The 25,149-nt window shown below is 69.3% G+C and carries 29 protein-coding genes and 1 tRNA gene; 10 read left to right on the top strand and 20 right to left on the bottom strand.

Going from position 1 to position 25,149, the window contains the following annotated elements:
* Window positions 1-12: 12 nt before the first annotated feature.
* From coaE to Q392_RS15670, 5 genes are all read left to right on the top strand, one after another.
* The gene (coaE, locus tag Q392_RS15690) at window positions 13-615 is read left to right on the top strand and encodes a dephospho-CoA kinase (RefSeq protein ID WP_038209646.1); all 603 of its coding nucleotides are present in this window, start codon (window positions 13-15) and stop codon (window positions 613-615) included.
* Window positions 616-715: 100 nt separating this feature from the next.
* Entirely contained in the window at window positions 716-2,221 is a 1,506-nt protein-coding gene (locus tag Q392_RS15685; protein WP_038209645.1) for an MBOAT family O-acyltransferase, read from the top strand.
* A 6-nt stretch (window positions 2,222-2,227) separates the two neighbouring features.
* Window positions 2,228-3,253, top strand: coding sequence for a hypothetical protein (locus tag Q392_RS15680; RefSeq protein ID WP_038209642.1), 1,026 nt, complete (start codon window positions 2,228-2,230; stop codon window positions 3,251-3,253).
* Window positions 3,254-3,289: 36 nt separating this feature from the next.
* Window positions 3,290-4,045: a cell division protein ZapD gene (zapD, locus tag Q392_RS15675; protein WP_038209640.1), complete on the top strand. Its 756-nt coding sequence runs from the start codon at window positions 3,290-3,292 to the stop codon at window positions 4,043-4,045.
* The gene (locus Q392_RS15670; RefSeq protein WP_038209638.1) at window positions 4,042-4,278 is read left to right on the top strand and encodes a DNA gyrase inhibitor YacG; all 237 of its coding nucleotides are present in this window, start codon (window positions 4,042-4,044) and stop codon (window positions 4,276-4,278) included. Before zapD ends, Q392_RS15670 begins: the two co-directional genes overlap by 4 nt.
* Here the strand turns inward: Q392_RS15670 and Q392_RS15665 are convergent.
* From Q392_RS15665 to pobA, 4 genes are all read right to left on the bottom strand, one after another.
* On the bottom strand, window positions 4,272-4,679 hold the full coding sequence (locus Q392_RS15665; RefSeq protein ID WP_038209635.1) for an NUDIX domain-containing protein: 408 nt from the start codon (window positions 4,677-4,679) through the stop codon (window positions 4,272-4,274). The genes Q392_RS15670 and Q392_RS15665 overlap by 7 nt on opposite strands.
* Window positions 4,676-5,554, bottom strand: a complete 879-nt coding sequence (locus tag Q392_RS15660; protein ID WP_038209634.1) for an ATP-binding protein — start codon at window positions 5,552-5,554, stop codon at window positions 4,676-4,678. Before Q392_RS15660 ends, Q392_RS15665 begins: the two co-directional genes overlap by 4 nt.
* A 5-nt stretch (window positions 5,555-5,559) precedes the next feature.
* A complete protein-coding gene (gene argJ, locus Q392_RS15655; protein ID WP_038209631.1) occupies window positions 5,560-6,789 on the bottom strand; it encodes a bifunctional glutamate N-acetyltransferase/amino-acid acetyltransferase ArgJ in 1,230 nt (409 codons plus the stop codon).
* A gap of 104 nt (window positions 6,790-6,893) precedes the next feature.
* Complete coding sequence (gene pobA / locus Q392_RS15650; RefSeq protein WP_038209630.1) at window positions 6,894-8,081, bottom strand: 4-hydroxybenzoate 3-monooxygenase; 1,188 nt, start codon at window positions 8,079-8,081, stop codon at window positions 6,894-6,896.
* A gap of 95 nt (window positions 8,082-8,176) precedes the next feature.
* On the opposite strand from pobA, the gene Q392_RS15645 reads away from it, so the two are divergent.
* Window positions 8,177-9,133: a LysR family transcriptional regulator gene (locus Q392_RS15645; protein WP_245610730.1), complete on the top strand. Its 957-nt coding sequence runs from the start codon at window positions 8,177-8,179 to the stop codon at window positions 9,131-9,133.
* 23 nt (window positions 9,134-9,156) lie between these two features.
* Here the strand turns inward: Q392_RS15645 and secA are convergent, their stop codons facing one another.
* Window positions 9,157-11,943, bottom strand: a complete 2,787-nt coding sequence (gene secA / locus Q392_RS15640; protein ID WP_038209616.1) for a preprotein translocase subunit SecA — start codon at window positions 11,941-11,943, stop codon at window positions 9,157-9,159.
* A gap of 180 nt (window positions 11,944-12,123) precedes the next feature.
* Between secA and Q392_RS15635 the strand changes: the two genes are divergently transcribed.
* The gene (locus Q392_RS15635; RefSeq protein WP_038209602.1) at window positions 12,124-12,450 is read left to right on the top strand and encodes a DciA family protein; all 327 of its coding nucleotides are present in this window, start codon (window positions 12,124-12,126) and stop codon (window positions 12,448-12,450) included.
* Between the two features lie 54 nt (window positions 12,451-12,504).
* Here the strand turns inward: Q392_RS15635 and Q392_RS15630 are convergent.
* From Q392_RS15630 to petA, 6 genes are all read right to left on the bottom strand, one after another.
* Window positions 12,505-12,580 (bottom strand) — tRNA-Thr (locus Q392_RS15630).
* 31 nt (window positions 12,581-12,611) lie between these two features.
* On the bottom strand, window positions 12,612-13,109 hold the full coding sequence (locus Q392_RS15625) for a ClpXP protease specificity-enhancing factor (protein WP_038209599.1): 498 nt from the start codon (window positions 13,107-13,109) through the stop codon (window positions 12,612-12,614).
* A gap of 34 nt (window positions 13,110-13,143) precedes the next feature.
* Window positions 13,144-13,755 carry a glutathione S-transferase N-terminal domain-containing protein gene (locus tag Q392_RS15620; RefSeq protein WP_038209595.1) on the bottom strand — a complete coding sequence of 204 codons (612 nt, stop codon included), beginning with the start codon at window positions 13,753-13,755 and terminating at the stop codon, window positions 13,144-13,146.
* A gap of 105 nt (window positions 13,756-13,860) precedes the next feature.
* Window positions 13,861-14,616, bottom strand: coding sequence for a cytochrome c1 (locus tag Q392_RS15615; protein ID WP_038209592.1), 756 nt, complete (start codon window positions 14,614-14,616; stop codon window positions 13,861-13,863).
* A gap of 17 nt (window positions 14,617-14,633) precedes the next feature.
* Window positions 14,634-16,037 carry a cytochrome b N-terminal domain-containing protein gene (locus Q392_RS15610; RefSeq protein WP_038209589.1) on the bottom strand — a complete coding sequence of 468 codons (1,404 nt, stop codon included), beginning with the start codon at window positions 16,035-16,037 and terminating at the stop codon, window positions 14,634-14,636.
* Window positions 16,038-16,050: 13 nt separating this feature from the next.
* Window positions 16,051-16,671 carry a ubiquinol-cytochrome c reductase iron-sulfur subunit gene (gene petA, locus Q392_RS15605; protein WP_038209586.1) on the bottom strand — a complete coding sequence of 207 codons (621 nt, stop codon included), beginning with the start codon at window positions 16,669-16,671 and terminating at the stop codon, window positions 16,051-16,053.
* A 215-nt stretch (window positions 16,672-16,886) separates the two neighbouring features.
* Here petA and mscL point away from each other — a divergent pair, with 215 nt between their 5' ends.
* Window positions 16,887-17,312 (top strand): large conductance mechanosensitive channel protein MscL, encoded by a 426-nt coding sequence (gene mscL, locus Q392_RS15600; RefSeq protein ID WP_038209584.1) that lies wholly within the window; start codon window positions 16,887-16,889, stop codon window positions 17,310-17,312.
* A 3-nt stretch (window positions 17,313-17,315) separates the two neighbouring features.
* On the opposite strand, the gene pdxA is transcribed toward mscL, so the two are convergent.
* Window positions 17,316-18,380: a 4-hydroxythreonine-4-phosphate dehydrogenase PdxA gene (gene pdxA / locus Q392_RS15595; protein ID WP_051953538.1), complete on the bottom strand. Its 1,065-nt coding sequence runs from the start codon at window positions 18,378-18,380 to the stop codon at window positions 17,316-17,318.
* Window positions 18,377-19,156, bottom strand: a complete 780-nt coding sequence (locus Q392_RS15590) for a Nif3-like dinuclear metal center hexameric protein (protein WP_051953537.1) — start codon at window positions 19,154-19,156, stop codon at window positions 18,377-18,379. The genes pdxA and Q392_RS15590 overlap by 4 nt, the downstream gene beginning before the upstream one ends.
* A gap of 114 nt (window positions 19,157-19,270) precedes the next feature.
* Here Q392_RS15590 and Q392_RS15585 point away from each other — a divergent pair, with 114 nt between their 5' ends.
* Entirely contained in the window at window positions 19,271-20,434 is a 1,164-nt protein-coding gene (locus Q392_RS15585) for a trypsin-like peptidase domain-containing protein (RefSeq protein WP_038209774.1), read from the top strand.
* A gap of 31 nt (window positions 20,435-20,465) precedes the next feature.
* On the opposite strand, the gene tatC is transcribed toward Q392_RS15585, so the two are convergent.
* The 7 genes from tatC to hisI form a co-directional block, all read right to left on the bottom strand.
* Window positions 20,466-21,281: a twin-arginine translocase subunit TatC gene (tatC, locus tag Q392_RS15580; RefSeq protein ID WP_038209583.1), complete on the bottom strand. Its 816-nt coding sequence runs from the start codon at window positions 21,279-21,281 to the stop codon at window positions 20,466-20,468.
* Between the two features lie 63 nt (window positions 21,282-21,344).
* Window positions 21,345-21,809, bottom strand: coding sequence for a Sec-independent protein translocase protein TatB (gene tatB / locus Q392_RS15575; protein WP_038209582.1), 465 nt, complete (start codon window positions 21,807-21,809; stop codon window positions 21,345-21,347).
* Window positions 21,810-21,832: 23 nt separating this feature from the next.
* Window positions 21,833-22,066, bottom strand: coding sequence for a Sec-independent protein translocase subunit TatA (gene tatA, locus Q392_RS15570; protein ID WP_038209581.1), 234 nt, complete (start codon window positions 22,064-22,066; stop codon window positions 21,833-21,835).
* Between the two features lie 66 nt (window positions 22,067-22,132).
* A complete protein-coding gene (locus Q392_RS15565) occupies window positions 22,133-22,492 on the bottom strand; it encodes a histidine triad nucleotide-binding protein (RefSeq protein ID WP_038209579.1) in 360 nt (119 codons plus the stop codon).
* Window positions 22,493-22,518: 26 nt separating this feature from the next.
* Window positions 22,519-22,899, bottom strand: coding sequence for a DUF4870 family protein (locus tag Q392_RS15560; RefSeq protein ID WP_038209577.1), 381 nt, complete (start codon window positions 22,897-22,899; stop codon window positions 22,519-22,521).
* An 18-nt stretch (window positions 22,900-22,917) separates the two neighbouring features.
* Window positions 22,918-23,298, bottom strand: a complete 381-nt coding sequence (locus Q392_RS15555) for a phosphoribosyl-ATP diphosphatase (RefSeq protein WP_038209771.1) — start codon at window positions 23,296-23,298, stop codon at window positions 22,918-22,920.
* A gap of 5 nt (window positions 23,299-23,303) precedes the next feature.
* Window positions 23,304-23,693 carry a phosphoribosyl-AMP cyclohydrolase gene (gene hisI / locus Q392_RS15550; RefSeq protein WP_038209575.1) on the bottom strand — a complete coding sequence of 130 codons (390 nt, stop codon included), beginning with the start codon at window positions 23,691-23,693 and terminating at the stop codon, window positions 23,304-23,306.
* Window positions 23,694-23,776: 83 nt separating this feature from the next.
* Here hisI and Q392_RS15545 point away from each other — a divergent pair, with 83 nt between their 5' ends.
* On the top strand, window positions 23,777-25,027 hold the full coding sequence (locus Q392_RS15545; protein ID WP_038209768.1) for a nitrate regulatory protein: 1,251 nt from the start codon (window positions 23,777-23,779) through the stop codon (window positions 25,025-25,027).
* Window positions 25,028-25,149: the final 122 nt, after the last annotated feature.

Below are 25,149 nucleotides of genomic sequence, written 5' to 3'. Positions count from 1 at the left end.
CACGGTATCGCCATGCGGCGCATCGGTCTGACCGGCGGCATCGGGAGCGGCAAGAGCACCGTCTCGATGCTTTGGCGCGAACTGGGCGTGACCGTGGTCGACACCGACGCGATCGCCCGCGCGCTCACCGCGGCGGGCGGCACCGCCCTGCCGGCCATCGCCCAGGCGTTCGGGCCCACGACGCTCGATGCGCAGGGCGCGCTGGACCGGGCGCGGATGCGCGAGATCGTCTTCGCCGACCCGGCCGCCAAGGGCCGCCTCGAAGCCATCCTCCATCCGCTGATCGGCCAGGAGTGCGAACGCCAGGCCGCCGCGGCGGCCGGCCCCGGCGTGGTGTTCGACGTGCCGCTGCTGGTGGAGTCGGGCCGCTGGCGGCGGCTGGTCGACCGGGTGGTGGTGGTCGATGCCAGCGAGGCCACCCAGCTGGAGCGTGTCATCGCCCGCTCGGGCTGGCAGCCCGAGATCGTGCAGGCGGTGATCGCGCAGCAGGCCGACCGCCGCGCGCGCCGCGCAGCCGCCGATGCCGTGCTCTTCAACGACGGCATCCCGCTGGAGGAACTCCGCGCCGACGTGCGGACTCTGCACCAGCGGTGGCTCGGCGAAGGCTTGCGATAATCGCCGGCTGCCCGCCCCTCCCCGCAGGGAGGCAGGCGCCACAAGAACGAAGACAGGCCGCGCCGGCTGCTGCGCGGCGCCTTTCGCTCCGTCGCACACGATGCTGTTCAATTCCTACGCGTTCATCTTCGCCTTCTTCCCGATCGTCCTTTTCGGGTTCTTCCTCGTGGGATGGCGCAGCACCCGCGCGGCCGCGGGCTTCCTGGCCCTGGCGTCGCTGTTCTTCTACGGCTGGTGGAGCATCGAGGCGATGCCGCTGCTGCTGGCATCGATCTGCATCAACTACTGGTTCGGCCTGCAGCTCACGCCGCAGCCGGGCCGCAGCGACGCGGGTCGCAAGCGCATGCTGGTGCTGGCGCTCACCGTGAACCTGGTGGTGCTGGGCATCTTCAAGTACGCCGACTTCTTCGTCGGCAACGTCAACGAGGGCCTGGCCGCCGCCGGCATCGCCCCGCTGCCGATGCCGCACCTGCTGCTGCCGATCGGCATCTCCTTCTACACCTTCACGCAGATCGCCTTCCTGGTCGACTGCTGGCAGGGCAAGGTGCGCGAGCGCAGCTTCGTGCACTACGTGCTCTTCGTCACCTACTTTCCCCACCTGATCGCGGGGCCGGTGCTGCACCACGCGCAGATGATGCCGCAGTTCGCCAACCAGGCGACTTACCGCATGAACGCGGACCACATCGCGCAGGGCCTGGCGATCTTCAGCTTCGGGCTGGCCAAGAAGCTGCTCGTCGCCGATCCTGTCGGCCAGTATGCGGACCTGGTCTTCCACGGCGCCCACCAGGGCGTCGCGCCGGGCCTGTTCACCGCCTGGTTCGGCGTGCTGGCCTACACGCTGCAGATCTACTTCGACTTCTCCGGCTATTCCGACATGGCCATCGGCCTGTCGCTGTGCTTCGGCATCCGGCTGCCGCTGAACTTCGACTCGCCCTACAAGTCCACCAGCATCATCGAGTTCTGGCGCCGCTGGCATATTTCTCTGTCGACCTTCCTGCGCGACTACCTCTACATCCCGCTGGGCGGCAACCGCAAGGGCCCGGCGCGGCGCCACATCAACCTGTTCCTGACCATGCTGCTGGGCGGCCTGTGGCACGGGGCGGCGTGGACCTTCGTCATCTGGGGCGCCCTGCACGGCGCCTTCCTGATCGTCAACCACTTCTGGAACGCCCTGCTCCGCCGCGACGCGAAGGCGCCGCGCAGCCGCATCGGCCGGGTGTTCGGCTGGCTGCTGACCTTCGTGTGCGTGATGGTCGCCTGGGTGGTCTTCCGCGCCGAGAGCACCGGCGCGGCGATGCGCATCTACGAAGGCATGCTGGGCCTCAACGGCGCGCCGCTCACGGCCTTCAAGGAGGCCTACGAGACGATGCCGATGCTGCGCAAGAACGAGTTCTACCAGACGATGATCGCGGGCCTGTTCATCTGCCTGGCACTCCCGCCCGCGATCTCGCTGGTGCGCTGGGTGCCCGAGGCGCAGGCGCTGCAGGGCCGGCCCGTGCTGTCGCGCCTGTTCACCATCGGCATGGCGATCCTGACGGTGACGCTCTTCGGCTTCAGCGTCTCCAAGCTGGGCAACTTCAGCCCCTTCCTCTACTTCCAGTTCTGAGCCGCCATGCCGTCCCGCAAGCGTCCTGCCGCCCTGTGGCTCACCACTTTCCTGCTCGGTTTCGCCGTCGTCTGCGGCCTGCTGCTCATCACCCTGTTCACGCCCCCGCCCTACGGTGACCTCACGCGCCTGGGCCGCGTCTCGGACACGCAGTTCGGCTGGCTCAGGCCGCCGCCGCAAGTGCCCGCCGAGCTGCTGCTGGGCAGCCCGATCGACCAGGCCGACGTCCTGGTCATCGGCGACAGCTTCTCGATGACGCATCGCTGGCAGTCGGTCCTGGCCAAGGGCGGCTACCGCGTCGCCACCACCTTCTGGGGACAGTACGGCGACGAACTGTGCGCCGACTTCGCGGACTGGCTGCAGCGCGGCGGCTTCCGCGGCAAGCTGGTGATCCTCGAGAGTGTCGAGCGGCTGACGGCCGACCGGGTCAAGAAGTCCGCCGAGTGCAAAACCACGCCCAACACGCTGGAAGCCAAGCGCGAGGTGTTCCTGGCGCCGCTGGAGCATCTGCCGACCTTCCAGTTCAACACCGGCGCGCCTCTGACGGCCGGCTGGGCGACCTACCGCAACACGCGCAAGGTGATGGAAACGCCGGGTGACGTACCCACCGACTACCGCACCATGGCGCGCGAAGTGAAGGACGGCTGCTCCTACTTCAGCAACCGCTCGTGCGGCAAGGTGCTGTTCTTCACCGAGGACGACGAGAACGGCCCCCTCACGCCGGCGCACGCGCAGCTGATGGAGGACTTCAACCGCGCCCATCCGAGCGTCCCGATCATGTGGATGATCATTCCCAACAAGACGACCGTCTACATCGACCCGGCCAATTCGGCGGACTTCGTGCAGGCCTTCGGCCAGAAGCGCCTGGGGCCGGACCTGTTCGCCTTCGCCCAGCGCGAGCGGGGCCGCATCATGGACTTCTACTTCCCCAACGACACGCACCTGTCGATGCACGGCCAACTGGCACTGGGCGAGTACATGCTGGGAGAAGTGCAAAAGCGTGTGCCAGCCCCTGGCACCAGGACCCCGTGAGGCTATGATGAACCGACAGGCCTCCTCCCGACCCGCGTGATCCTCTACGAGTACCCCTTCAACGAGCGCATCCGGACCTACCTGCGGCTCGAGCACCTGTTCCGCCGCCTGGGCGAACTGGTGGCGGGCGAGTCGGCCCTGTCGCACCACTATGCGCTGATGACGGTGTTCGAGGTGATGGACGTCGCCGCGCGCGCGGACCTGAAGGCCGACGTGCTGCGCGACCTGGACAAGCACAAGAACCTGCTGGCCAGCTACCGCGGCAATCCAGCCATCCAGCAGTCGGTGCTGGACGAGGTGATCGGCCAGCTGGAGCGCAATTTCGGCACCCTCAACACCGTGCCCGGCAAGGCCGGCCAGGCACTGACCGAGAACGAATGGCTGATGAGCGTGCGCAGCCGGGCCAGCATTCCGGCCGGCACCTGCGAGTTCGACCTGCCCGCCTACTACGCCTGGCAGCACCGCAGCGCCGCCGTCCGGCGCGCCGACCTGCACCGCTGGGCCGCCACGCTGGCGCCGCTGGCCGAGTCCGTCCACCTGCTGCTCAAGCTGCTGCGCGACACCGACACACCCACCCGTGTGGTCGCCGCCGGCGGCCAGTTCCAGCAGACGCTGCCGCAGGGCCGCAGCTTCCAGTTGCTGCGCCTGCGCATCGATCCGGCCCTGGGCCTGATCCCGGAGATCAGCGGCAACCGCCTCATGGTGTCGGTGCGGCTGATGCGCCAGGACGCCGACGACCGCCTGCACGCCAGCACCGACGACGCCACATTCGAACTCACGCTGTGCGCATGAACGCGCCGAAGCCGCCACGCGCGCCGGGCAAGCCGCCGGCGACAGCCCGCACCGTCACCTGCCCCGCCTGCGGGCAGGACAGTGTCTACGCACCATCCAACCCCTACCGCCCCTTCTGCAGCGCGCGCTGCAAGGGCATCGACCTGGGCGCCTGGGCCAGCGAGCAGTTCCGCATGCCGACCGACAGCCCGCCGGACGACGAGCCCTTCGGCGATCCGAAGGTGCATCAGTAGCGCGCCTGACGCTCCTCGGCCAGCCACTCCAGCACCGGCAGGGCGCCCGGCAGCACAGGCGACACCGTCAGCGGCAGCTGCTGCCAGGCCATCGCCTGGCCCTCGCGCATCTCGAACTCGCCCGTCCACTCTCGCACCTTGCACCAGTGCAGCCGCACCAGCGCATGCGGATAGTCGTGCTCGGTGACGCGCCAGACCTCGGTGCTGCCGATCGTCACGCCCAGCTCCTCCTGCAATTCGCGGCGCAGCGCCTGCTCGACCGTCTCGCCGGCCTCCAGCTTGCCGCCCGGAAATTCCCAGTAGCCCGCATAGGGCTTGCCCTCGGGCCGCGTGCTCAGCAGCAGCGCGCCATCGGGCGCGATGAGGATGCCCACTGCGACCTCGGTGTGCTTGCGCGTCATGCGGCACTGCCCCGGCCGGCGCGGTCGCGGGCGAACTGGTAGGCCACCCGGCCGCTGCGCGAACCGCGCTCCAGCGCCCAGACCAGCGCCTCGGGCCGTGCCGCCTCGATCGCCGCCGCGTCCAGGCCGAAGGAGGACAGCCACTGCGCCACGATGGCCAGGTACTCGGCCTGGGTGAAGGGATAGAAGCTCACCCACAGCCCGAATCGCTCGGACAGCGAGATCTTCTCCTCCACCACCTCGCCCGGATGGACCTCGCCGTCCTCCGTGTGCGTGTAGCTCAGGTTCTCCTTCATGTACTCGGGCAGCAGGTGGCGCCGGTTGCTGGTCGCGTAGATCAGCACGTTGGGCGTGGAGGCGGCCACCGAGCCGTCGAGGATGGACTTCAGCGCCTTGTAGCCCGGCTCGCCCTCGTCGAAGCTCAGGTCGTCGCTGAAGATGATGAACTTCTCCGGCCGGCCCGAGACCACCTCGACGATGTCGGGCAGGTCCGTCAGGTCGGCCTTATCCACCTCGATCAGGCGCAGGCCCTGCGGTGCGAAGGCGTGCAGGCAGGCGCGCACCAGCGAAGACTTGCCGGTGCCGCGCGCCCCGGTGAGCAGCACGTTGTTGGCCGGCTTGCCCTCGACGAACTGCCGCGTGTTGCGCTCGATCTTCTCCTTCTGGACGTCGATCTCCTTCAGCGCATCGAGCGACATCGCCGCCACGTGGCGCACCGGCTCCAGCGTGCCGTGCCCCGAACTGCGGCGGCGGTAGCGCCAGGCGATGGAGGCATCCCAGTCGGGCGGGGCCGCGAGCGGCTGGGGAAGGATGGATTCGATGCGGGTGATGAGCTGCTCGGCGCGCTCGATCAGTTTGTCGAACTTGTCGTTCATCGGGCTCAGGATCGGTAGTCGGCGTTGATCGAAACGTAGTCGTGGCTGAGGTCGCAGGTCCACACCGTGTCGGCCGCGTCGCCGCGCCCGAGGCCGATGCGCACGGTGATCTCGCTTTGCTTCATCACGCGCTGGCCGTCCTCTTCCTGGTAGCCGGGATGCCGGCCGCCGCGGGTGGCCACGTGCACGTCGTCCAGGTGCAGCTCGATGCCGGTCTGGTCCAGGTCCGCGATGCCGGCGTAGCCCACCGCCGCCAGGATGCGGCCCAGGTTCGGGTCGCTGGCATAGAAGGCCGTCTTGACCAGCGGCGAGTGCGCGACCGCATAGGCCACCTGCCGGCACTCGGCAGCGTCGCGCCCGCCTTCCACGCGGATGGTGATGAACTTGGTCGCCCCCTCGCCGTCGCGCACGATGGCCTGCGCCAGCAGGCGCGCCACCTCCTCCATCGCCGCCACCAGGGCGCGGCCGTCGGCGCTGGCGAGCGAATCGACCACCGCGTTGCCGGCCTTCTGCGTGGCGATGACGACGAAGGAATCGTTGGTGGAGGTGTCGCCGTCGATGGTGACGCGGTTGAAGGAGCCGTCGGCCAGTCGGCGCGCCAGCGGCGCCAGCAGTTCGGGCGCGATGCGCGCATCGGTGGCCAGGAAGCCGAGCATCGTCGCCATGTTGGGCCGGATCATGCCGGCGCCCTTGCTGATGCCGGTGATGGTGACGGTCGCGCCGCCCACCTGCACCTGCCGGCTGAAGGCCTTGGGCACGGTGTCGGTGGTCATGATGCCCTCGGCCGCGCGGGCCCAGTTCGCCTCGGCCGCGTCGGCCAGCGCGGCGGGCAGCGCCGCCTCGATGCGGTCGGTGGGCAGCGGCTCCATGATCACGCCGGTCGAGAAGGGCAGCACCTGCTCGGGTGCGATCTCCAGTCGGCGCGCCAGCGCGATGCAGGTGGAGCGCGCGCACACCAGCCCGTCGGCGCCGGTGCCGGCGTTGGCATTGCCGGTGTTGATCACCAGGGCGCGGATGCCGAAGTTCTGCGCCAGATGCTCCCGGCACACCTGCACCGGTGCCGCGCAGAAGCGGTTCTGCGTGAAGACGCCGGCCACGGCCGCGCCCTCGTCGAGCAGCATCACGGTCAGGTCCTTGCGGTTGGCCTTGCGCACGCCGGCCTCGGCCACGCCGATGCGCAGGCCGGCGACCGGATGCAGGGACTGGGGGTCGGGGGCGGCGAGATGGACGGGCATGGCGGACGGCGGCGGGAAGAAGGAAAGAGGCGGCGAGGCGCGATGCGCCTCGCGGGAAGAGCCCGGAATTCTAGGATGTCGCCCCTCGGCCCGCAGGCGCCGCGTCAGCCCGGCGGCGCGTCCTCGAAAGGCAGCCCCGCGTACTGCTCGGCCAGCGCCGCCTGCGCGTGCGGCGAGCTGCGCAGGTAGGCCAGTTCGTGCTCCTGCGCCCGCTGGTCGAACTCGCTCATGTCCGGGAAACGGTGCAGCAGGTTGGTCAGGTACCAGGACACGCGCACCGAACTCCACACGCGCCGCAGCGCCGTCTCGCTGTAGGCGTCGATCAGCGCGCTGCGGCCCTCGCGGTAGAACGCGGCCAGCGCGCGCGCCAGGTAGAAGACGTCCGACACCGCCAGGTTCAGGCCCTTGGCGCCGGTGGGCGGCACGATGTGCGCCGCATCGCCGGCGAGGAACAGCCGCCCGTGGCGCATCGGCTCCGCGACGAAGCTGCGCAGCGGCGCGATGCTCTTCTCGATCGACGGGCCGGTGACGATCGCGTCGGCCATCTCGCGCGGATAGCGGGCCTTCAGCTCCTCCCAGAAGCGCTCGTCGGGCCACTCCTCGAGGCGCGTTTCCAGCGGCACCTGCACGTAGTAGCGACTGAGCGTCGGGCTGCGCATGGACGCGAGCGCGAAGCCGCGGGGGTGGTTGGCGTACACGATGTCGGGCAGCGGCGGCGTTGGCGAGAGGATGCCCAGCCAGCCGAAGGGATAGACCTTCTCGTACTCCCGCAGCACGTCCCGAGGCATGGCGCGGCGCGCGGCGCCGTGGAAGCCGTCGCAACCGGCGATGTAGTCGCAGTCCAGGCGCATCGGTTCGCCGCCCCGGCGCCAGCGCACCTGCGGCCGCGGCGTGTCGATGCCGTGCAGCTCGACGTCCTCGGCCTCGTGGATCACCACCGTGCCGTGCCGGTCGGCCGCCGCGTAGAGGTCCTCCTGGAGCTGCGTCTGGCCGTAGGCGACGAAACGCTTGCCCAGGTGCCGGCGCACGTCGATGAAGAAGCCCTCGCGCCCGGCCCACACGATCTTCATGCCGTCGTGGGCATGGCCCTCGCGGTCCAGCCGTTCGGCCAGCCCATGCGTGCGCAGCACCTCGACCGTGCCCGGCTCCAGCACGCCGGCGCGGATGCGCGAGAGCACGTGCGCGCGGCTGTGCTTCTCGATCACCACGCACGCCACGCCCGACTGCCGCAGCAACTCCGCCAGCAGCATGCCGGCCGGGCCGGCGCCGACGATGGCCACCTGGGTCTTCATGCGAATCCTTTCCTCGAACCCTCGCGGGCAAAGCCGGGAGCTTAGGCATGCATGCGATCGGACGGAACCTCAGCCTCCCCTATCATGATCGCTCCATGCGATCACTCGACGAACCTGCCGCCCCGATGACGCTACAACAGCTGCGCGCCTTCCTCGCCGTGGCGGAGTCCGGCTCCTTCCGGCAGGCGGCGCGCGGGCTCGGGGTGTCGCAGGCCGGGCTCACCGGCAGCCTGCAGGCGCTGGAGGCGGCCCTGGGCGTGCGCCTGCTGGAGCGCTCCACGCGCGGCGCGCAGTTGACGGCAGCGGGCCGGCAGTTGCTGCCCCGCGCGCGACTGATCGCGCAGGAGACCGGGCGCATCCGCGACGAGGCGCTGCAATCGCGCGGCAGCACCGAAGGCGGCACGTTGCAGGTGGGTCTGGGCCCGACGCCCACCGCGGTGCTGCTGCAGCGCGTGGTGCCGGACTTCCATGCGCGCTTCCCCGGCGTGCGGCTGAAGCTGCTCAGCGGCTTCTACGAGCACCTGCAGCCGGCGCTGCAGCAAGGCGTGATCGAGCTGGCCGTCACGGCCCTGCCGGACGAGGGCGTGGGGCCGGGCCTGGAGGCACGCAGGCTGTTCAGGAGCGAGCTGGTGGTCATCGGGCGGCCCGGTCATCCGGCGGCCTCGGCGCGTTCGCTGCGCGAACTGGCGGCGTGCGAGTGGGTGCTGATCGGCTCACCCGGCGGACCCGGCGGCACGATCACCCGCTTCCACGCCGAGCAGGGGCTGCCGCCGCCGAAGATCGCCGCCGGCTGCGAGTCGTTCACGCAGGTGGCCGCGCTGGTGGGCGCGACCGACTGGCTGGCGCTGGTGCCTGCCGTCATGGTGCAGCGCGGGCTGCTGGGGAGCGGGATCGCGCCGCTGCGCCTGAAGGAGCGCGCGCCGCGCCTGCACAACGGCGTGGTGCGACGCACTGGCGCGCCGCTGACCCCGGCGGCCGCGGCCTTCGCCGCGATGTGCGAATCCTGCGCCCGGATCGCCGCGCCGCTGGCCGGCCTCGCCCGCGCGGGTTGACCGAACCCCGCCGCCGGCCGGCCTCAGGTCAGCTTGCCGTGGCAGTGCTTGTACTTCTTGCCGCTGCCGCAAGGGCAAGGATCGTTGCGGCCCACGCGGGCGAAGGCCGCAGCCCCGGCCGACAGGCCGCCGGCCGCCGCGCGCCGGGCGCTGGCTTCGTCCACGCGCACCTCGGCCTCGCCGGTCTCGGTGGGCGCGGTGTAGGTGATGTTGGAGATGCTCTCGCCGCGGCTTTCCATCGCGTCGGCCGCGTCCTCCAGCTGCTGGCTGGACTGCACGCGCACGGTCATCAACTGGCGCGTGACCTCGTTCTTCACCGAATCGAGCAGCTGGCCGAAAAGTTCGAAGGCCTCGCGCTTGTACTCCTGCTTCGGCTGCTTCTGCGCGTAGCCGCGCAGGTGGATGCCCTGGCGCAGGTAGTCCAGCGCCGCCAGGTGCTCGCGCCAGTGGGTGTCGATGCTCTGCAGCAGCACCATGCGCTCGAACTGGGTGAAGTTCTCCTGGCCGACCAGCGCCACCTTGGCGTCGTAGGCCTCGTCGGCCGCCTTCACCACGCGCTCGACCAAATCCTCGTCGGACATGGCGGCGGCGGCCTCCACTTCCTTGACCAGCGGCAGGTCGATGCCCCAGTCCTCCGCGAGCGTACGCTCCAGCGCAGGCAGGTCCCACTGTTCCTCCACCGACTCGGCCGGCACGTACTGGCGCACCAGATCGGTGAAGCAGCCCTCGCGCAGCGCGGCGATCTGCGCGCTCATGTCGGACGCGTCGAGGATGTCGTTGCGCTGCTGGTAGATCACCTTGCGCTGGTCGTTGGCTACGTCGTCGTACTCCAGCAGCTGCTTGCGGATGTCGAAGTTGCGCGCCTCCACCTTGCGCTGCGCGCTCTCGATGCTGCGGGTGACGATGCCGGCCTCGATGGCCTCGCCGTCGGGCATCTTCAGGCGGTCCATGATCGCCCGGACGCGGTCGCCCGCGAAGATGCGCATCAGCGGATCGTCCAGGCTCAGGTAGAAGCGTGAGGAGCCCGGGTCGCCCTGGCGGCCGGAGCGGCCGCGCAGCTGGTTGTCGATGCGGCGCGACTCGTGGCGCTCGGTGGCGATGATGCGCAGGCCGCCGAGCGAGGTCACCAGCTCGTGGTCCTGCTGCCACTGGGCGCGCAGCGCGGCGATCTCGGCCTCCTTCGAGGCGGTGTCGCGCCCCTCGCCAGTTTGGTCGGCTTCGATCGCCTCGATCACCTTCTCCACGTTGCCGCCCAGCACGATGTCGGTGCCGCGGCCCGCCATGTTGGTGGCGATGGTGATCATCTTCGGCCGGCCCGCCTGTGCCACGATCTCGGCCTCGCGCGCGTGCTGCTTGGCGTTGAGCACCTGGTGCGGCAGGCCGGCATTGGTCAGCAGGCCGTCGATGATCTCGGAGTTCTCGATCGAGGAGGTGCCCACCAGCACCGGCTGGCCGCGCTCGTAGCACTCGCGGATGTCGGCGATGGCCGCCTCGTACTTCTCGCGCGTGGTCTTGTAGACGCGGTCGAGCTGATCGTCGCGGCGGCTCGGCTTGTTGGGCGGGATGATCACCGTCTCCAGGCCGTAGATCTCCTGGAACTCGTAGGCCTCGGTGTCAGCCGTGCCCGTCATGCCGGCCAGCTTGGCGTACAGGCGGAAGTAGTTCTGGAAGGTGATCGAGGCCAGCGTCTGGTTCTCGGCCTGGATCTGCACGCCCTCCTTCGCCTCCACCGCCTGGTGCAGGCCGTCGCTCCAGCGGCGCCCGCTCATCAGGCGGCCGGTGAACTCGTCGACGATCACCACCTCGCCGTTCTGCACCACGTAGTGCTGGTCGCGGTGGTAGAGGTTGCGTGCACGCAGCGCGGCCATCAGGTGATGCATCAGCGCGATGTTGGCCGGGTCGTACAGCGAGGCGCCCTCGGGCAGCAGCTTGAACTCGGCCAGGATCTGCTCGGCCTTCTCGTGCCCGTCCTCGGTCAGGTAGACCTGGTGCGACTTCTCGTCCATCGTGAAGTCGCCCGGCGTGATGATGCCCTCGCCGGTGCGCGGGTCGGCCTCGCCCTCCTGTCGCGTGAGCAGCGGCGCGACCTTGTTCATTGCCAGGTACAGGTCGGTGTGGTCCTCGGCCTGGCCGCTGATGATCAGGGGCGTGCGCGCCTCGTCGATCAGGATCGAGTCCACCTCGTCGACGATGGCGTAGTTCAGGCCGCGCTGCACGCGGTCGACCGGCTCGTACACCATGTTGTCGCGCAGGTAGTCGAAGCCGTACTCGTTGTTGGTGCCGTAGGTGATGTCGGAACCGTAGGCGGCCTGCTTCTCCTCGCGCGGCATGTTGGGCAGGTTGATGCCCACCGTCAGGCCGAGAAAGTTGTACAGGCGCCCCATCCAGGTCGCGTCGCGGCTGGCCAGGTAGTCGTTCACCGTGACCACGTGCACGCCCTTGCCGGTGAGCGCATTCAGGTACACGGGCAGCGTGGCCGTGAGCGTCTTGCCCTCGCCGGTGCGCATCTCGGCGATCTTGCCGTGGTGCAGCGCCATGCCGCCCAGCAGCTGCACGTCGAAGTGGCGCATCTTCATGACGCGCTTGGAGCCCTCGCGCACCGTGGCGAAGGCCTCGACCAGCAGGTCGTCCAGCTGCTCGCCCTTGGCCAGCCGGTCCCGGAACTCCTGCGTCTTGGCACGCAGCGCCTCGTCGCTGAGCTGCTCGAAGGAAGGCTCGAGCGCATTGATCCGCTCGACCGCCTTGCGATACTGCTTGAGGAGACGGTCGTTTCGACTGCCGAACAGTCGGGTCAGGAGATTGGTGGCCATGAATGCTGGATCGGCGCGTGCGCCGCATCGAGCGGCACGGCAGGTCGAAAAGCCTAAGATAAGGTGAATGAGACGGGCCGCAGCGCCGCCGCCTTCGGTGTCGTCCGAAAGGCCACCGCATCGTCGGGCCGTTGCCGGCGGTGCAGCCGGCGAACCCGTCATTTTAGACACCGGCCTTCCATGGCATCCCGCCCCCTTTTTTCGCCCCGCCGCCCGCCTGCCCTGAGCCTGCACGAGGCCGCCGAATCGTCGCCGACGCTGTCCGGGCTGATGGCCCGCGTGCGCGAGGCCCAGGCCTGCCTGCAGGCCATCCGCCCGCTGCTGCCGGCCGGCCTGCGCGACGGCGTCCAGGCCGGGCCGATCGAGGACGCCCACTGGTGCCTGCTGGTGGACGGCAGCGCGACGGCCGCCAAGCTGCGGCAGATGACGCCGATGCTCCTCGCGCACCTGCGCAGCCAGGGCTTCGGCATCGACGCGCTGCGGATCAAGGTGCGCGGCCGCGCCTGAGCCGGGAGCGCAAAAAAGCCCGGGCGGTCATGGACGCGTCCGGGCCTGGATGTGTGGTGCCGCTTGTCGGAATCGAACTGACGACCTACCGCTTACAAGGCGGGTGCTCTACCAACTGAGCTAAAGCGGCGCGCGGCGGATTCTACCGGCCGGCCCTCACCTCATTTGACGCGCTTGAGCGCCGGCCACGGGGCGCCGCCGGTCGGCGGGCGCGGCGGCTCCTCGTCCCCGTCGGCGGGCGCGTCCTCAGGCTCCGAGACGGCCTCGTCCTCGGCCACCAGGTGCATCACCCGCGACTCCGCCTCCGCCGGCCGGCCGGGCTCCGCCGGAGCCGCCACGGCGGTCGGGAAGGCCATGCCCTGCCCGTTCTCGCGCGCATAGATCGCCACCACCCGTCCGACGGGCACGATGATGTCCCGCGCGGTGCCGGCGAAGCGGGCCTTGAACTCGATGAATTCGTTGCCCAGCTTCAGTGCGCTGGTCGCGTCGTAGCTGATGTTCAGCACGATCTCGCCGTTCTTGACGTACTCGCGCGGCACCTGGACCGATTCGTCGACCTGCACGGCGACGTAGGGGGTGAAGCCGTTGTCCGTGCACCATTCGTACAGCGCCCGGATCAGGTAGGGCCGCAGCGAGGACGTTTCGAGAGCGTTGATCATGATGGAGGCGGATGCCGCGACGACGCAGCGGAGCTTACTTGCGCATCACCTTCTCGGACGGCGTGAGGGCCTCGATGTAGGCGGGGCGCGAGAAGATGCGTTCGGCGTACTTCAGGAGCGGCGCCGCGTTCTTGCTCAGGTCGATGCCATAGTAGTCCAGGCGCCACAGCAGCGGCGCGATGGCCACGTCGAGCATCGAGAAGTTCTCGCCCAGCATGTACTTGTTCTTCAGGAACACCGGGGCCAGCTGCGTCAGGCGGTCGCGGATGTGCGAGCGGGCCTTCTCCAGCGCCTTCTCGTTGCCCTTGGTGCTGCGGTTCTCCAGCGTCGACACGTGGACGAACAGTTCCTTCTCGAAGTTCAGCAGGAACAGGCGCACGCGCGCGCGGTCCACCGGGTCGCCCGGCATCAGCTGCGGATGCGGGAAGCGCTCGTCGATGTACTCGTTGATGATGTTCGACTCGTACAGGATCAGGTCGCGCTCGACCAGGATCGGCACCTGGCCGTACGGGTTCATCACGCCGATGTCTTCCGGCTTGTTGTAGAGATCGACGTCGCGGATCTCGAAATCCATGCCCTTCTCGAACAGCACGAAGCGGCAACGGTGGGAGAAGGGGCAGGTGGTTCCGGAATACAGCACCATCATGGCGAAAGGCTCCTAAAAATCAAAAAGAGTGGGCCGCCAGGCAGCCCACTCCTACGAGAGACGCGCACGCCACGCGAGGCAGGCGTGCACACCCGGCGCTTCTTGCTACTTCACGTCCTTCCAGTACGCGGCATTGAGGCGCCAGACGAAGACCAGGCTCATCACCAGGAAGAGCAGCACCCAGACGCCCACGCGCACGCGGGTGTTCTGAGCCGGCTCGGCCATCCATTGCATGTAGTTCACCAGATCGCCGACAGCCTGATCGAACTGCAGCGGCGCCAGGGTGCCGGGCTTGACCTGCTCCCAGCCGCTGATGACATCGGTCTCGTGACCGTGCTGCTCGACCTTGGTGTAGACCGGCCGGCGCTCGCCCTGCAGCTCCCACAGCACGTTGGGCATGCCCACGCTCGGGAAGGCCAGGTTGTTCCAGCCGGTGGCCTTGCTTTCGTCGCGGTAGAAGGTGCGCAGGTAGGTGTAGAGGTAGTCGGCACCCGTGCCGCCGTGGCCGGCGAGCGCGCGCGCCGCCAGCGTCAGGTCGGGCGGGTTGGCGCCGAACCATTCCTTGGCCTGCTTCGGGTCGATGTTCGCCTTCATCGTCTCGCCGACCTTCTCGGTGGAGAACAGCAGGTTGTCCTTGATCTGCTGCTCCGTGAGGCCGATGTCGGTCAGGCGGTTGTACCGCATGAAGGCGGCCGAATGGCAGTTCAGGCAGTAGTTGACGAACAGCTTGGCGCCGTTCTGCAGCGAGGCCAGGTCATTGGTGCGCACCGGCGCCTTGTCCCAGGCGATGCCGCCCTCGGCAGCCTGCGCGCCGGCAACCACGCCCAGCGCCGCGATCAACGTGAGGATCAGTTTCTTCATTGTGGTGGGTCTCCGGATCAGTGCGCTGCGTAGGTCACGCGCTCGGGGACCGGTTTGAACTCGCCCAGCCGGCTCCACCAGGGCATCAGCAGGAAGAAGCCGAAGTAGAACAGCGTCCCGACCTGCGACACGCGCTCGCCGATCGGCGACGGCGGCTGCACGCCCAGGTAGGCCAGCACGACGAAGTTGATCACGAACAGGCCGTAGAGGTACTTGTGCCAGCCCGGACGGTAGCGGATCGACTTGACGGGGCTGGTGTCCAGCCAGGGCAGGAAGAACAGGATGATCACGGCGCCGCCCATCACGACCACGCCCCAGAACTTGGCGTCGATCGAGAGCATCAGCGCGCAGACCACCACCGCGGCGATGACGATGATGCCCTTGACGAGGCCGGCCAGGCGCGTCTTCCAGACGCCGAACACGGCGCCGGCCACCACGCAGGCGATCAGCGCATACATCATCTCGCTGGTGATGGCGCGCAGCATCGAATAGAAGGGCGTGAAGTACCACACCGGCGCGATGTGGTTGGGCGTCTTCAGCGGGTCGGCCGGGATGAAGTTGTTGTACTCCAGGAAGTAGCCGCCCATCTCGGGCGCGAAGAAGATCACCGCCGAGAACACGATCAGGAACAGCACAACGGCCAGCGCGTCGTGCACCGTGTAGTAGGGATGGAACGGGATGCCGTCCAGCGGCTTGCCGTTGGCGTCCTTGGTCGCCTTGATCTCGACGCCGTCGGGGTTGTTGGAGCCCACGTCGTGCAGCGCCAGCAGGTGCGCCACCACCAGGCCCAGCAGCACCAGCGGCACGGCGATGACGTGGAAGCTGAAGAAGCGGTTCAGCGTGGCGTCGCTCACCACGTAGTCGCCGCGGATCAAGAGCGCCAGGTCGGGGCCGACGAAGGGGATGGCGGAGAACAGGTTCACGATCACCTGCGCGCCCCAGTAGGACATCTGGCCCCAGGGCAGCAGGTAGCCCATGAAGGCCTCGGCCATCAGGCACAGGAAGATCGCGCAGCCGAAGATCCAGACCAGCTCGCGCGGCTTGCGATAGGAGCCGTACAGCAGGCCGCGGAACATGTGCAGGTACACCACCACGAAGAACGCCGAGGCGCCGGTGGAGTGCATGTAGCGGATCAGCCAGCCCCACGGCACGTCGCGCATGATGTACTCGACCGAGGCGAAGGCCAGGCTCGCGTCGGGCTTGTAGTGCATCACCAGGAAGATGCCGGTGACGATCTGGATCACCAGCACCAGCAGGGCCAGCGAGCCGAAGATGTACCAGAAGTTGAAGTTTTTCGGCGCGTAGTACTCCGACATGTGGACGCGGTAGGCGTCGAACATCGTCGGGAAGCGGTTGTTCAGCCAGTTGCCCAGCTTGGCGCCCGCCGAGGCGTTGGGGGAGATTTCCTTGAATTCGGCCATGTGCTCGCTCCCCTCAGGCTGCGCCGGTCCCGTCGTCGCCGATCAGGAGGCGCGTGTCCGAGAGGTACTTGTGCGGCGGCACGGGCAGGTTGTCGGGCGCGGGCTTGTTCTTGAACACGCGGCCGGCCAGGTCGAAGGTGGAGCCGTGGCAGGGGCACAGGAAGCCGCCCTTCCAGTCGTCGGGCAGCGAAGGCTGCGCGCCCGACTGGAACTTGTCGATCGGCGAGCAGCCCAGGTGGGTGCAGATGCCGACGACCACCAGCACCTCGGGCTTGATCGAGCGGTTCTCGTTCTGCGCGTACTTGGGCGTGAACTCGGTGGGGTTGCGTTGCGACTGGGGGTCGGCCAGCTGCGGGTCGAGTTTGGGCAGCTCGGCGATCTGCTCCGGCGAACGCTTGAGGATCCAGACCGGCTTGCCGCGCCATTCGACGGTGATCTTCTCGCCGACCTGCAGCGCGCCGATGTCCACCTCGACCGGCGCACCGGCCGCCTTGGCCTTCTCGGAAGGCTGGAAGGTGCTCACGAAGGGCACGGCCGTGGCGACGCCACCCACGGCACCGGCACAGCCGGATGCGATCAACCAAGTTCGCTTGCTGGAATCGATCCGTTGCGGGTCGACCGGGACGTCACTCATGGGGGTTCCTCTACTCGATCTACGCGGGCGCTGCCTCGGCTTCAAGGGGCCCTTGAAGGAGCCATTCGGCCGCACTCGCGTACTTGTCGTCGTGGCTTTGCGGGGTCAACCGAAGATTGTAGCGGAGCGATACAAGCGACTTCAACGCGATGCAGCCGGCGCGAAGGCCGCGCCTATACTTTCGCGCACCTCAACTTCACCGCAGGGCACGCGCCATGAGCTTCGCCTCGGAATTCCGCGAATTCGCCATGAAGGGCAACGTCGTCGACCTGGCCGTCGGCGTGATCATCGGGGGCGCCTTCGGCAAGATCGTCGACTCGCTTGTGGCCGACATCATCATGCCGCTGATCGGCCTGGTCTTCGGCAAGCTGGACTTCTCCAACCTCTACGTCGTGCTCGGCAGCGTCCCTGCGGGCGTCGCCGACAACCTGGCGGAACTCAAGAAGGCCGGCGTGCCGGTGCTGGCCTACGGCAACTTCATCACCATCGCGGTGAACTTCATCATCCTGGCCTTCGTGATCTTCGTGATGGTCAAGCAGATCAACCGCCTGCGCCGCACCGAGGAGCCGGCGCCCGCGCCCGCCGCGCCGCCCGAGGACATCGTGCTGCTGCGCGAAATCCGCGACAGCCTGAAGAAGTAGGCCTCAGCCCGCGCGCGAAGCCAGCGCGCGCGCCATGCGCACCGCCGCGAGCAGGCTCGCGGCATCGGCCACGCCCTGCCCCGCGATGTCGAAGGCGGTGCCGTGGTCGGGGCTGGTCCGCACGAAGGGCAGCCCCAGCGTCACGTTGACGCCCTGCTCCACGCCCAGGTACTTCACCGGGATCAGGCCCTGGTCGTGGTACATCGCCACCACCACGTCGAACGCACCCGGCGCCCCCCCCCGGCTGCGGGCGCGCATGAACACGGTGTCGGGCGGGTGGGGGCCGTCGGCCTCGATGCCCTCGGCCCGCGCCGCCGCGATGGCCGGCCCGATGATCTCGATCTCCTCCCTGCCGAAGAGCCCGCCCTCGCCCGCATGCGGGTTCAGGCCCGCCACGCCGATGCGCGGCGCGAAGCCCAGCATCGCCGCCAGCGCCTCGTGCGTGATGCGCAGCGTCTGCGTCAGGCCCTCGATGCTGAGCGCCTCGATCGCGTCGCGCAGCGGGACGTGGATGCTCGCCAGCACGGTGCGCAGCTCGTCGTTGGCGAGCATCATGCGCACCGGCACCTCGGCCGGCGCCTTGCCGAGGTGGCTGGCCGCCTCGGCCTGCAGCAACTCGGTGTGGCCCGGATAGGGGAAGCCCGCCGCGGCCAGCGCCTCCTTGTGCAGCGGCGCCGTGACCATCGCGGAGACCTCCCCCCGCAGCGCCGCACGCGCGGCCCAGACGACGGCCTCGCCCGCCACGCGGCCGGCCGCCGCGTCGATGCGCCCCATCGCGAGCGGGCCGGGCGGTGCCACCGCCTGCAGCACGGGGATGCAGCGCGGCGGCGCGTCCAGCGCCTCGGCGCCGGCATCGAGTTCGGCCACCGGCAGCGGCGGCGCGCCCTCCCTCGCCGCGAGCACGCTGGCGCGCCGCATGGTGCCGACGTCGCCGGCCACGAAGCAGCCTGCCATCAGCTCGGGCGCCTCGGCGAAGGCCCGCGCCAGGATCTCCGGGCCGATGCCGGCCGGATCGCCCTGCGTCAGCGCGATCGGGCCGGCTGGGGAATGCGAGGTGCTGCCGTTCACGCCGGGTTGTCGATGTCGATGAATTCGTGGCTCAGCCCCAACTGGGCCGCCACGTGCCCGGCGACGGCCGGGGCGCCGTAGCGCTCGGTCGCGTGGTGCCCGCAGGCCAGGAAGGCCACGCCCGCCTCGCGGGCATAGTGGGCCTGGGGCTCCGAGATCTCGCCGGTGAGGAAGGCGTCGGCGCCGGCCGCGATGGCCGCCTCGAAGTAGCCCTGCGCGCCGCCGGTGCACCACGCCACCCGCCGGACGGGGCCGCGGCCGGGATCCACCAGCGTCGCGGGCCGCCCAAGCACGGCCTCGACGTGGCGCGCCAACGCCGGCGCATCGGCGAAGCCGTCGCCCTCCGCCTCGGCCCGGCGCCCGATGAAGCCCAGTTCCTGCTCGCCGAATCGCCCCTCGGGCCCCGGCTCGGCCACCAGGCCCAGGCGCAGGCCGAGCTGGGCGTTGTTGCCCAGCTCCGGGTGCGCGTCCAGCGGCAGGTGGTAGGCGAAGAGGTTGATGTCGTGCGCCAGCAGCAGGGCCAGGCGCTGCTTCATCCAGCCGGTCACGCGGCCATCCTGCCCGCGCCAGAAGAGGCCGTGGTGCACGAAAACCGCGTCCGCCTGGGCCGCGATGGCCGCCTCGATCAGCGCCCGGCTGGCGGTGACGCCCGAGACGAGGCGCCGCACCGCGGTGCGGCCCTCCACCTGCAGGCCGTTGGGGCCGTAGTCCTTGAAGCGCCCCGGCGCCAGCAGCAGGTCGAAGGCGTGCAGCAGTTCGTGGCGGGTGGTGGTCATGCGGGCATTGTCGCCCTCCGGCAGGGGTCCGCGCACCCGCCTGCCCGCCGGGCTTGAGGGACAATGCCGGCCTCGGGCCGCGCACCGCGGCTCCTTCATTCCGGCCTCTTTTTCATGAAGCGCATCTGGCTGCTGTTCGCCCAAGCCGTGACCGTCCTGCTGGCGGCGTATTTCGTGGTCGCCACTCTCAAGCCCCAGTGGCTGCAGCACGGCAGCACCCGCTCGCTCGGCGGCGTGGTGTCGATCATCGAGGCGCCGACGGCCGGGCCCGGCTCGGCCCTGCCCGCGCCCGGCAGCCTGAGCGCCGCGGCCAAGAAGGCGGCGCCGGCGGTGGTGAGCATCAACACCAGCAAGGCCGCCAGCCGCCACCCGCGCAGCGACGACCCCTGGTTCCGCTTCTTCTTCGGCGACCAGGGCGATTCGCAGCCGCAGGTGGGCCTGGGCAGCGGCGTGATCGTCAGCGCCGACGGCTACATCCTCACCAACAACCACGTGGTCGAGGGCGCCGACGAGATCGAGGTCACGCTCAACGACGGACGCCACGCGCCGGGCAAGCTCATCGGCACCGACCCGGACACCGACCTGGCGGTCATCCGCATCACGCTGGACAAGCTGCCGGTGATCGTGCTGGGCAATTCCGACGTGCTGCAGGTGGGCGACCAGGTGCTGGCGATCGGCAACCCCTTCGGCGTCGGCCAGACGGTCACCAGCGGCATCGTCTCGGCCCTGGGCCGCAACCAGCTCGGCATCAACACCTTCGAGAACTTCATCCAGACCGACGCGGCGATCAACCCCGGCAACTCCGGCGGCGCGCTGATCGACGTCAACGGCAACCTGGAGGGCATCAACACCGCGATCTACTCGCGCTCGGGCGGCAGCATGGGCATCGGCTTCGCGATCCCCGTGTCCACGGCCAAGCAGGTGCTGGAAGGCATCGTCAAGGATGGCCAGGTCACGCGAGGCTGGATCGGCGTGGAGCCCAACGACCTCTCGCCCGAGCTGGCGGAGACCTTCGGCGTCAAGGCCACCGAGGGCGTGATCATCACCGGCGTGCTGCAGAACGGGCCGGCGGCGCGGGCGGGCCTGCGGCCGGGCGACGTGATCACCGCGGTGGGCGACAAGGACATCGGCAACGTGCAGGAACTGCTCACCGCCGTGGCCGGGCTGAAGCCCGGCAGCAGCGCCCTGTTCAAGCTGCAGCGCGGCGCCGACCGGATGGAGCTGGACGTGACGGCGGGCACCCGCCCGCGCACGCCGATCCGCCGCCTGCCGAACTGAGCGCCGGCCGGCGCCCCCGAACCCTGGAGGCTCAGGGCTGCGCCGAGTCCGTCTTCTGCTCGCCGGCGCCGTCTTCCTCCGGCACCTTGGTCACGCGCACGAAATACTGCGCCGCGAAGATGCCGACCTCGTAGAGCAGGCACATGGGGATCGCCAGCGCGAGCTGCGAGATCACGTCGGGCGGCGTGATCACCGCCGCCACCACGAAGGCCACCACGATGAAGTAGCCTCGGAAGGAGCGCAGCTTCTCGATGGTGATCATCTCGAAGCGCACCAGCAGCATCACCACGATGGGCACCTGGAAGGCCGCGCCGAAGGCCAGGTACAGCGACAGGATGGACTCGACGTAGGACGAGATGTCCGGCGTCGCCGCCACCGACTCGGGTGTGAAGTGCTGGATGAAGCCGAACACCCGCTCCAGCACGAAGAACTGCACGAAGGCGATGCCGGCATAGGCCAGGAAGCTGCCGAAGATGATCAGCGGCAGCGCGAAGCGCTTCTCGTGGCTGTACAAGCCCGGGGCGACGAACATCCAGATCTGGTACATCAGCCACGGCAACGCCAGCAGCACGGCCGCCATCATCAGCACCTTCAGCGGCACGAAGAAGGGTGAGAACACGCCCACGGCGATCAGCTTCGCGTCGGGCGGCATGTGGTGGCGGATGGGCACGGCGATCCAGTCGATCAGCCCGCTCGGGCCCGGCCAGACGGCCAGCAGCGCGGCGGCGATCGCCACGCCGTAGATGCAGTAGAGCAGCCGGTCGCGCAGCTCGGCCAGGTGGGCGACGAAGGGCTGCTCCGTGCCGGCCAGCTCGTCTTCTTTGTTCTTGGGATCGGAATCAGCCATCGGGGGAAGGGTCCGCGGGGCCGGACTCCGGCGCGAGGGGGAAGGAAGGGGGCGCCGCCGGCGCTAGTTGAACTTCTGCGGACGGTAGCGGGCCACGCGCGCGGCGCCCGACTGGGCCCGGGTGCGCACGCCGTTGCGCGTCTTGTACCAGTGGGGAACGGCGCCCTGCTTCAGGCGCCAGTTCTTGCGGGGATGCTTGTAGACGGGATAGACCGGCGCAGCCTCGATGGACTCCGGCGAGAGCGCATCGACTTCGGCGCCCGACAGGCTGCTCTCGACCTCGCGCGCGCCGCTGTGGATGCTCTGTTCCACGTCGCGGGCGGCGCCCTCGACGGTGTCCTTCATCTTGCGCAGCTCGTCCAGCTCCATCGAGCGGTTGACCTCGGCCTTGACGTCGTTGACGTAGCGCTGCGCCCGTCCCAGCAGCGTGCCCACCGTGCGGGCCACGCCCGGCAGCTTCTCCGGGCCGATGACGATCAGCGCCACGGCACCGATCAGCGCCATCTTGGAAATGCCGAGGTCGATCACGGGCGCCGGTGCAGTCGCAAGGCTCAGGACTTCTGGCGCGCTTCGACGTCGATGGTCGACTTGTCGGCGCCGGGGGTGGTGTTGGTCACCTGCTGCGCAGGGGCGGCGGGATCGGCCTGGCCGTCCTTCATGCCGTCCTTGAAGCCCTTGACGGCGCCGCCGAGGTCGGAGCCGATGTTCTTGAGCTTCTTGGTGCCGAACACCATGACGACGATCAGCAGCACGATCAGCCAGTGCCAGATGGAAAGGGAACCCATGGATTGCTCCTGAAGAATCTGTGAATTTTAGTCAATGGGGCGCCGGCGGTGCGCCGAAAGCCCGGATCACCCGCGGGCCCAGGGCCGCGGGCCGCCCATGACGTGGACATGGAGATGGTGCACCTCCTGCCCGCCCTCGCTGCCGGTGTTGACCACCACGCGGAAACCGCCCTCGGGGTACGGGTTGCAGCCCTGCTCCAGCGCCAGCTTCGGCGCCAGGGTCATGATGCGCCCCATGAGGCCGGCGTCCTCCGGGGTGAGCTGCGCCATCGACGGGATGTGGCGCCGGGGCACGACCATGAAATGCACCGGCGCCCAGGGCGCGATGTCGTGGAAGGCGAAGAGCTCCTCGTCCTCGTAGACCTTCTTCGACGGGATCTTTCCCTCGACGATCTTGCAGAAGATGCAGTTCGGGTCGTGCGACAAAGTTCGTTTCTCCGGTGAGTCGATCATCAATCCATCGCCCGGCCCGCGCTCATGCGGACCATGCCCTTGACGATGCGGTAGAGGAACCACAGCGAGATCAGGCTCCAGGCGATCCAGCCGGGCACCAGCAGCAGCAGCCACAGCCAGGAGGTCAGCAGGTACAGCACGCCGGCCCACAGCACGGAGCGGATGCGCCAGCTGAAGTGGGAGGCCTGCCAGGTGCCGGCCGCGTCGTCGCGCTTGACGAAGTCGATCAGCAGCGCCAGCAGCAGCAGGAGCACCGACACCTGCGCGCCCGGGATCACGGCCGCGATGGCCACGATCAGGTGCAGGATGTAGCTGACCCAGCCGATGGTCTTCAGCGACTCCTCTTCCTTGCTTTCCACGGTGACGATGTCGTTGGCCATGCACAGTCCTTTCGTCGTTCAGTCGCCGGCGGCCTCGCGGCCCTGCGCCTTGCGCAGCGCCTTCTCCTCGATGCCGCTGGTGCCCTCGCGGCGCGCCAGCTCGGCCGCCACGTCGCGCGGCGCCAGCCCGTAGTGGGCCAGCGCGATCATGCTGTGGAACCACAGGTCGGCCACTTCGTTCACTATTTTCTGCCGCTCGCCGCCGTGGTCGGCGTCCTTGGCGGCCATGACGACCTCGGTGGCCTCCTCGCCGATCTTCTTGAGGAAGGCGTCCGGGCCGCGGTGCAGCAGGCGCGCCACGTAGCTGGCCTCGGGGTCGCCGCCGCGCCCGGGCAGGCGGCTGTCGATCACGGCCGCCAGGCGGTCGAGCACATCGGTGGTGGATGCGGGTTCGCCCATCGCGGTCATTTGTAGATGCTCTCCGGATCCTTCAAGACCGGCTCGACCGTTTTCCACGCGCCATCCTCGTATTTCTGGAAGAAGCAGCTGTGACGGCCCGTGTGGCAGGCGATGCCGGGCTCGTGGCCCTGCTGGGTCACCTCCAGCAGCACCACGTCGTTGTCGCAGTCCAGGCGGATCTGGTGCACGGTCTGCACGTGGCCGGACTCCTCGCCCTTGAACCACAGCCGGCCGCGCGAGCGGCTGAAGTACACGGCGCGGCCCAGCTCGGCCGTCTTCGCCAGCGCCTCGCGGTTCATCCAGGCGAACATCAGCACGTCCTTGCTGCCGCGCTCCTGGGCGATCACCGGCACCAGGCCGGCCGCGTCCCATTTCACTTCGTCGAGCCAATCCATGCGGCGATTGTGGATCAATCGCCGCACCCGGCCGGGGGCACGGAATTTGCTGCGGACGGGCCATCACGATGACGACCACGTCCATGCCTTCCGGCCTCCGCTTCCTCATGGCCGCCCGCCGCTGCGAGATCGAGGAGCTCGCGCACCTGGGGCGCACCGTCGCGCTGGTGGGCTGCATCGGCGGGCTCGTCCACGCGCTGCAGAAGGAGCGCGGCCTGTCCAACATCTTCCTCGGCTCGGGCGGCACGCGCTTCGCGGCCGAACGCACCGCGCAGGTGGCCGAGGCGCAGGCGGCCGAGCAGGCGGTGCGCGCCGCCCTGGACCGGCTGACGCAGGAGCCCCAGCCGCCGGGCAGCGGCACGCGCCTGTTCAACCGCGTGGCCTGGGTGCTGCCGGGGCTGGACGCGCTGGCGCAACTGCGCGCACGCATCGGCGCGGGCGCCGTCTCGCCCGCGCAGGCCGCCGCGGCCTTCGCCAAGCTCATCGGCGGGCTGCTGGCGGTGGTCTTCGAGGCCGCCGACGGCGCCACGGACCCGCAGATCTCGCGCCAGCTGGTGGCGATGTTCAACTTCATGCAGGGCAAAGAGTTCGCCGGACAGGAGCGCGCCTTCGGCGCCGCCGCCTTCACCCGTGCACGCGCCGACGCCGAGCTGCGCCCGCCCTGGCTGCACCTGATCGAGTCGCAGGAGCGCTGCTTCGAGGTCTTCGCCGACTTCGCCGACGAAACGCTGCGCGCGCAGTGGCAGGCCGCGCACGGCGGCGCGGACACGGCGGAGCTGGAGCGCCTGCGCCGCATCGGCTGCGCGGCGCCGGGGCCCGACCTGGACCCCGAACTGGGCCCGGCCTGGTTCGCCTGCTGCACGCGCCGCATCGACGCCATGCGCGTGCTCGAGGCGCAGCTGGCGCAGGGCCTGCGCGTGCTGTGCGACCGCAAGATCGCCCAGGCGCACGCCGAACTGCAGCAATACGAGGCGCTGGCCGACGGCCCCGGGCCGGCGCCGCAGACGGGCTTCTTCGACGACGGCGACACCGGCGATGCGCCCGCGCCGGCCTCCTCGGCCTTCGGCCGCCAGCTCGAACGCTCGGTGCTGGACATGGTGCAGGCGCAGGCGCGCCGCCTGCAGGCCATGAGCGACGAGTTGGAGACCGTGCGCGCCGCCCTCAACGAGCGCAAGGTGGTCGAGCGCGCCAAGGGCCTGCTGATGGCGCACCGCCACCTGAGCGAGGAAGAGGCGCACAAGATGCTGCGCCAGACCGCCATGAACCAGAACCGCCGGCTGGTCGAGGTCGCCGAATCGGTGCTGACGATGGCCGAGTACCTGCCGGCGCGCTGAGCAGGGATGGTGCAGCGCACAAGATGCGTGCCTCGCCGCCTCGTCGTTGTGCCTCCGATGGCCCGATCCAAGGGAAATAGCCTGGCTTTTCCGCCCGAAGCGCCCCCAGGGCCGCTGGCACG

Source organism: Xenophilus azovorans DSM 13620 (assembly GCF_000745855.1).
GTDB classification, from domain to species: Bacteria; Pseudomonadota; Gammaproteobacteria; order Burkholderiales; family Burkholderiaceae_C; genus Xenophilus; species Xenophilus azovorans.
Note: the sequence above shows the minus strand (reverse complement) of the source record. Positions and strands in the feature narration are given on the sequence as shown.

Coding starts and splice junctions, on each gene's coding strand:
- coaE (WP_038209646.1), top strand. CDS start 13: ATGCGGCGCATCGGTCTGACCGGCGGCATCGGGAGCGGCAAGAGCACC.
- Q392_RS15685 (WP_038209645.1), top strand. CDS start 716: ATGCTGTTCAATTCCTACGCGTTCATCTTCGCCTTCTTCCCGATCGTC.
- Q392_RS15680 (WP_038209642.1), top strand. CDS start 2,228: ATGCCGTCCCGCAAGCGTCCTGCCGCCCTGTGGCTCACCACTTTCCTG.
- Q392_RS15670 (WP_038209638.1), top strand. CDS start 4,042: ATGAACGCGCCGAAGCCGCCACGCGCGCCGGGCAAGCCGCCGGCGACA.
- Q392_RS15665 (WP_038209635.1), bottom strand. CDS start 4,679: ATGACGCGCAAGCACACCGAGGTCGCAGTGGGCATCCTCATCGCGCCC.
- Q392_RS15660 (WP_038209634.1), bottom strand. CDS start 5,554: ATGAACGACAAGTTCGACAAACTGATCGAGCGCGCCGAGCAGCTCATC.
- argJ (WP_038209631.1), bottom strand. CDS start 6,789: ATGCCCGTCCATCTCGCCGCCCCCGACCCCCAGTCCCTGCATCCGGTC.
- pobA (WP_038209630.1), bottom strand. CDS start 8,081: ATGAAGACCCAGGTGGCCATCGTCGGCGCCGGCCCGGCCGGCATGCTG.
- Q392_RS15645 (WP_245610730.1), top strand. CDS start 8,177: ATGCGATCACTCGACGAACCTGCCGCCCCGATGACGCTACAACAGCTG.
- secA (WP_038209616.1), bottom strand. CDS start 11,943: ATGGCCACCAATCTCCTGACCCGACTGTTCGGCAGTCGAAACGACCGT.
- Q392_RS15635 (WP_038209602.1), top strand. CDS start 12,124: ATGGCATCCCGCCCCCTTTTTTCGCCCCGCCGCCCGCCTGCCCTGAGC.
- Q392_RS15625 (WP_038209599.1), bottom strand. CDS start 13,109: ATGATCAACGCTCTCGAAACGTCCTCGCTGCGGCCCTACCTGATCCGG.
- Q392_RS15620 (WP_038209595.1), bottom strand. CDS start 13,755: ATGATGGTGCTGTATTCCGGAACCACCTGCCCCTTCTCCCACCGTTGC.
- Q392_RS15615 (WP_038209592.1), bottom strand. CDS start 14,616: ATGAAGAAACTGATCCTCACGTTGATCGCGGCGCTGGGCGTGGTTGCC.
- Q392_RS15610 (WP_038209589.1), bottom strand. CDS start 16,037: ATGGCCGAATTCAAGGAAATCTCCCCCAACGCCTCGGCGGGCGCCAAG.
- petA (WP_038209586.1), bottom strand. CDS start 16,671: ATGAGTGACGTCCCGGTCGACCCGCAACGGATCGATTCCAGCAAGCGA.
- mscL (WP_038209584.1), top strand. CDS start 16,887: ATGAGCTTCGCCTCGGAATTCCGCGAATTCGCCATGAAGGGCAACGTC.
- Q392_RS15590 (WP_051953537.1), bottom strand. CDS start 19,156: ATGACCACCACCCGCCACGAACTGCTGCACGCCTTCGACCTGCTGCTG.
- Q392_RS15585 (WP_038209774.1), top strand. CDS start 19,271: ATGAAGCGCATCTGGCTGCTGTTCGCCCAAGCCGTGACCGTCCTGCTG.
- tatC (WP_038209583.1), bottom strand. CDS start 21,281: ATGGCTGATTCCGATCCCAAGAACAAAGAAGACGAGCTGGCCGGCACG.
- tatA (WP_038209581.1), bottom strand. CDS start 22,066: ATGGGTTCCCTTTCCATCTGGCACTGGCTGATCGTGCTGCTGATCGTC.
- Q392_RS15560 (WP_038209577.1), bottom strand. CDS start 22,899: ATGGCCAACGACATCGTCACCGTGGAAAGCAAGGAAGAGGAGTCGCTG.
- Q392_RS15555 (WP_038209771.1), bottom strand. CDS start 23,298: ATGGGCGAACCCGCATCCACCACCGATGTGCTCGACCGCCTGGCGGCC.
- hisI (WP_038209575.1), bottom strand. CDS start 23,693: ATGGATTGGCTCGACGAAGTGAAATGGGACGCGGCCGGCCTGGTGCCG.
- Q392_RS15545 (WP_038209768.1), top strand. CDS start 23,777: ATGCCTTCCGGCCTCCGCTTCCTCATGGCCGCCCGCCGCTGCGAGATC.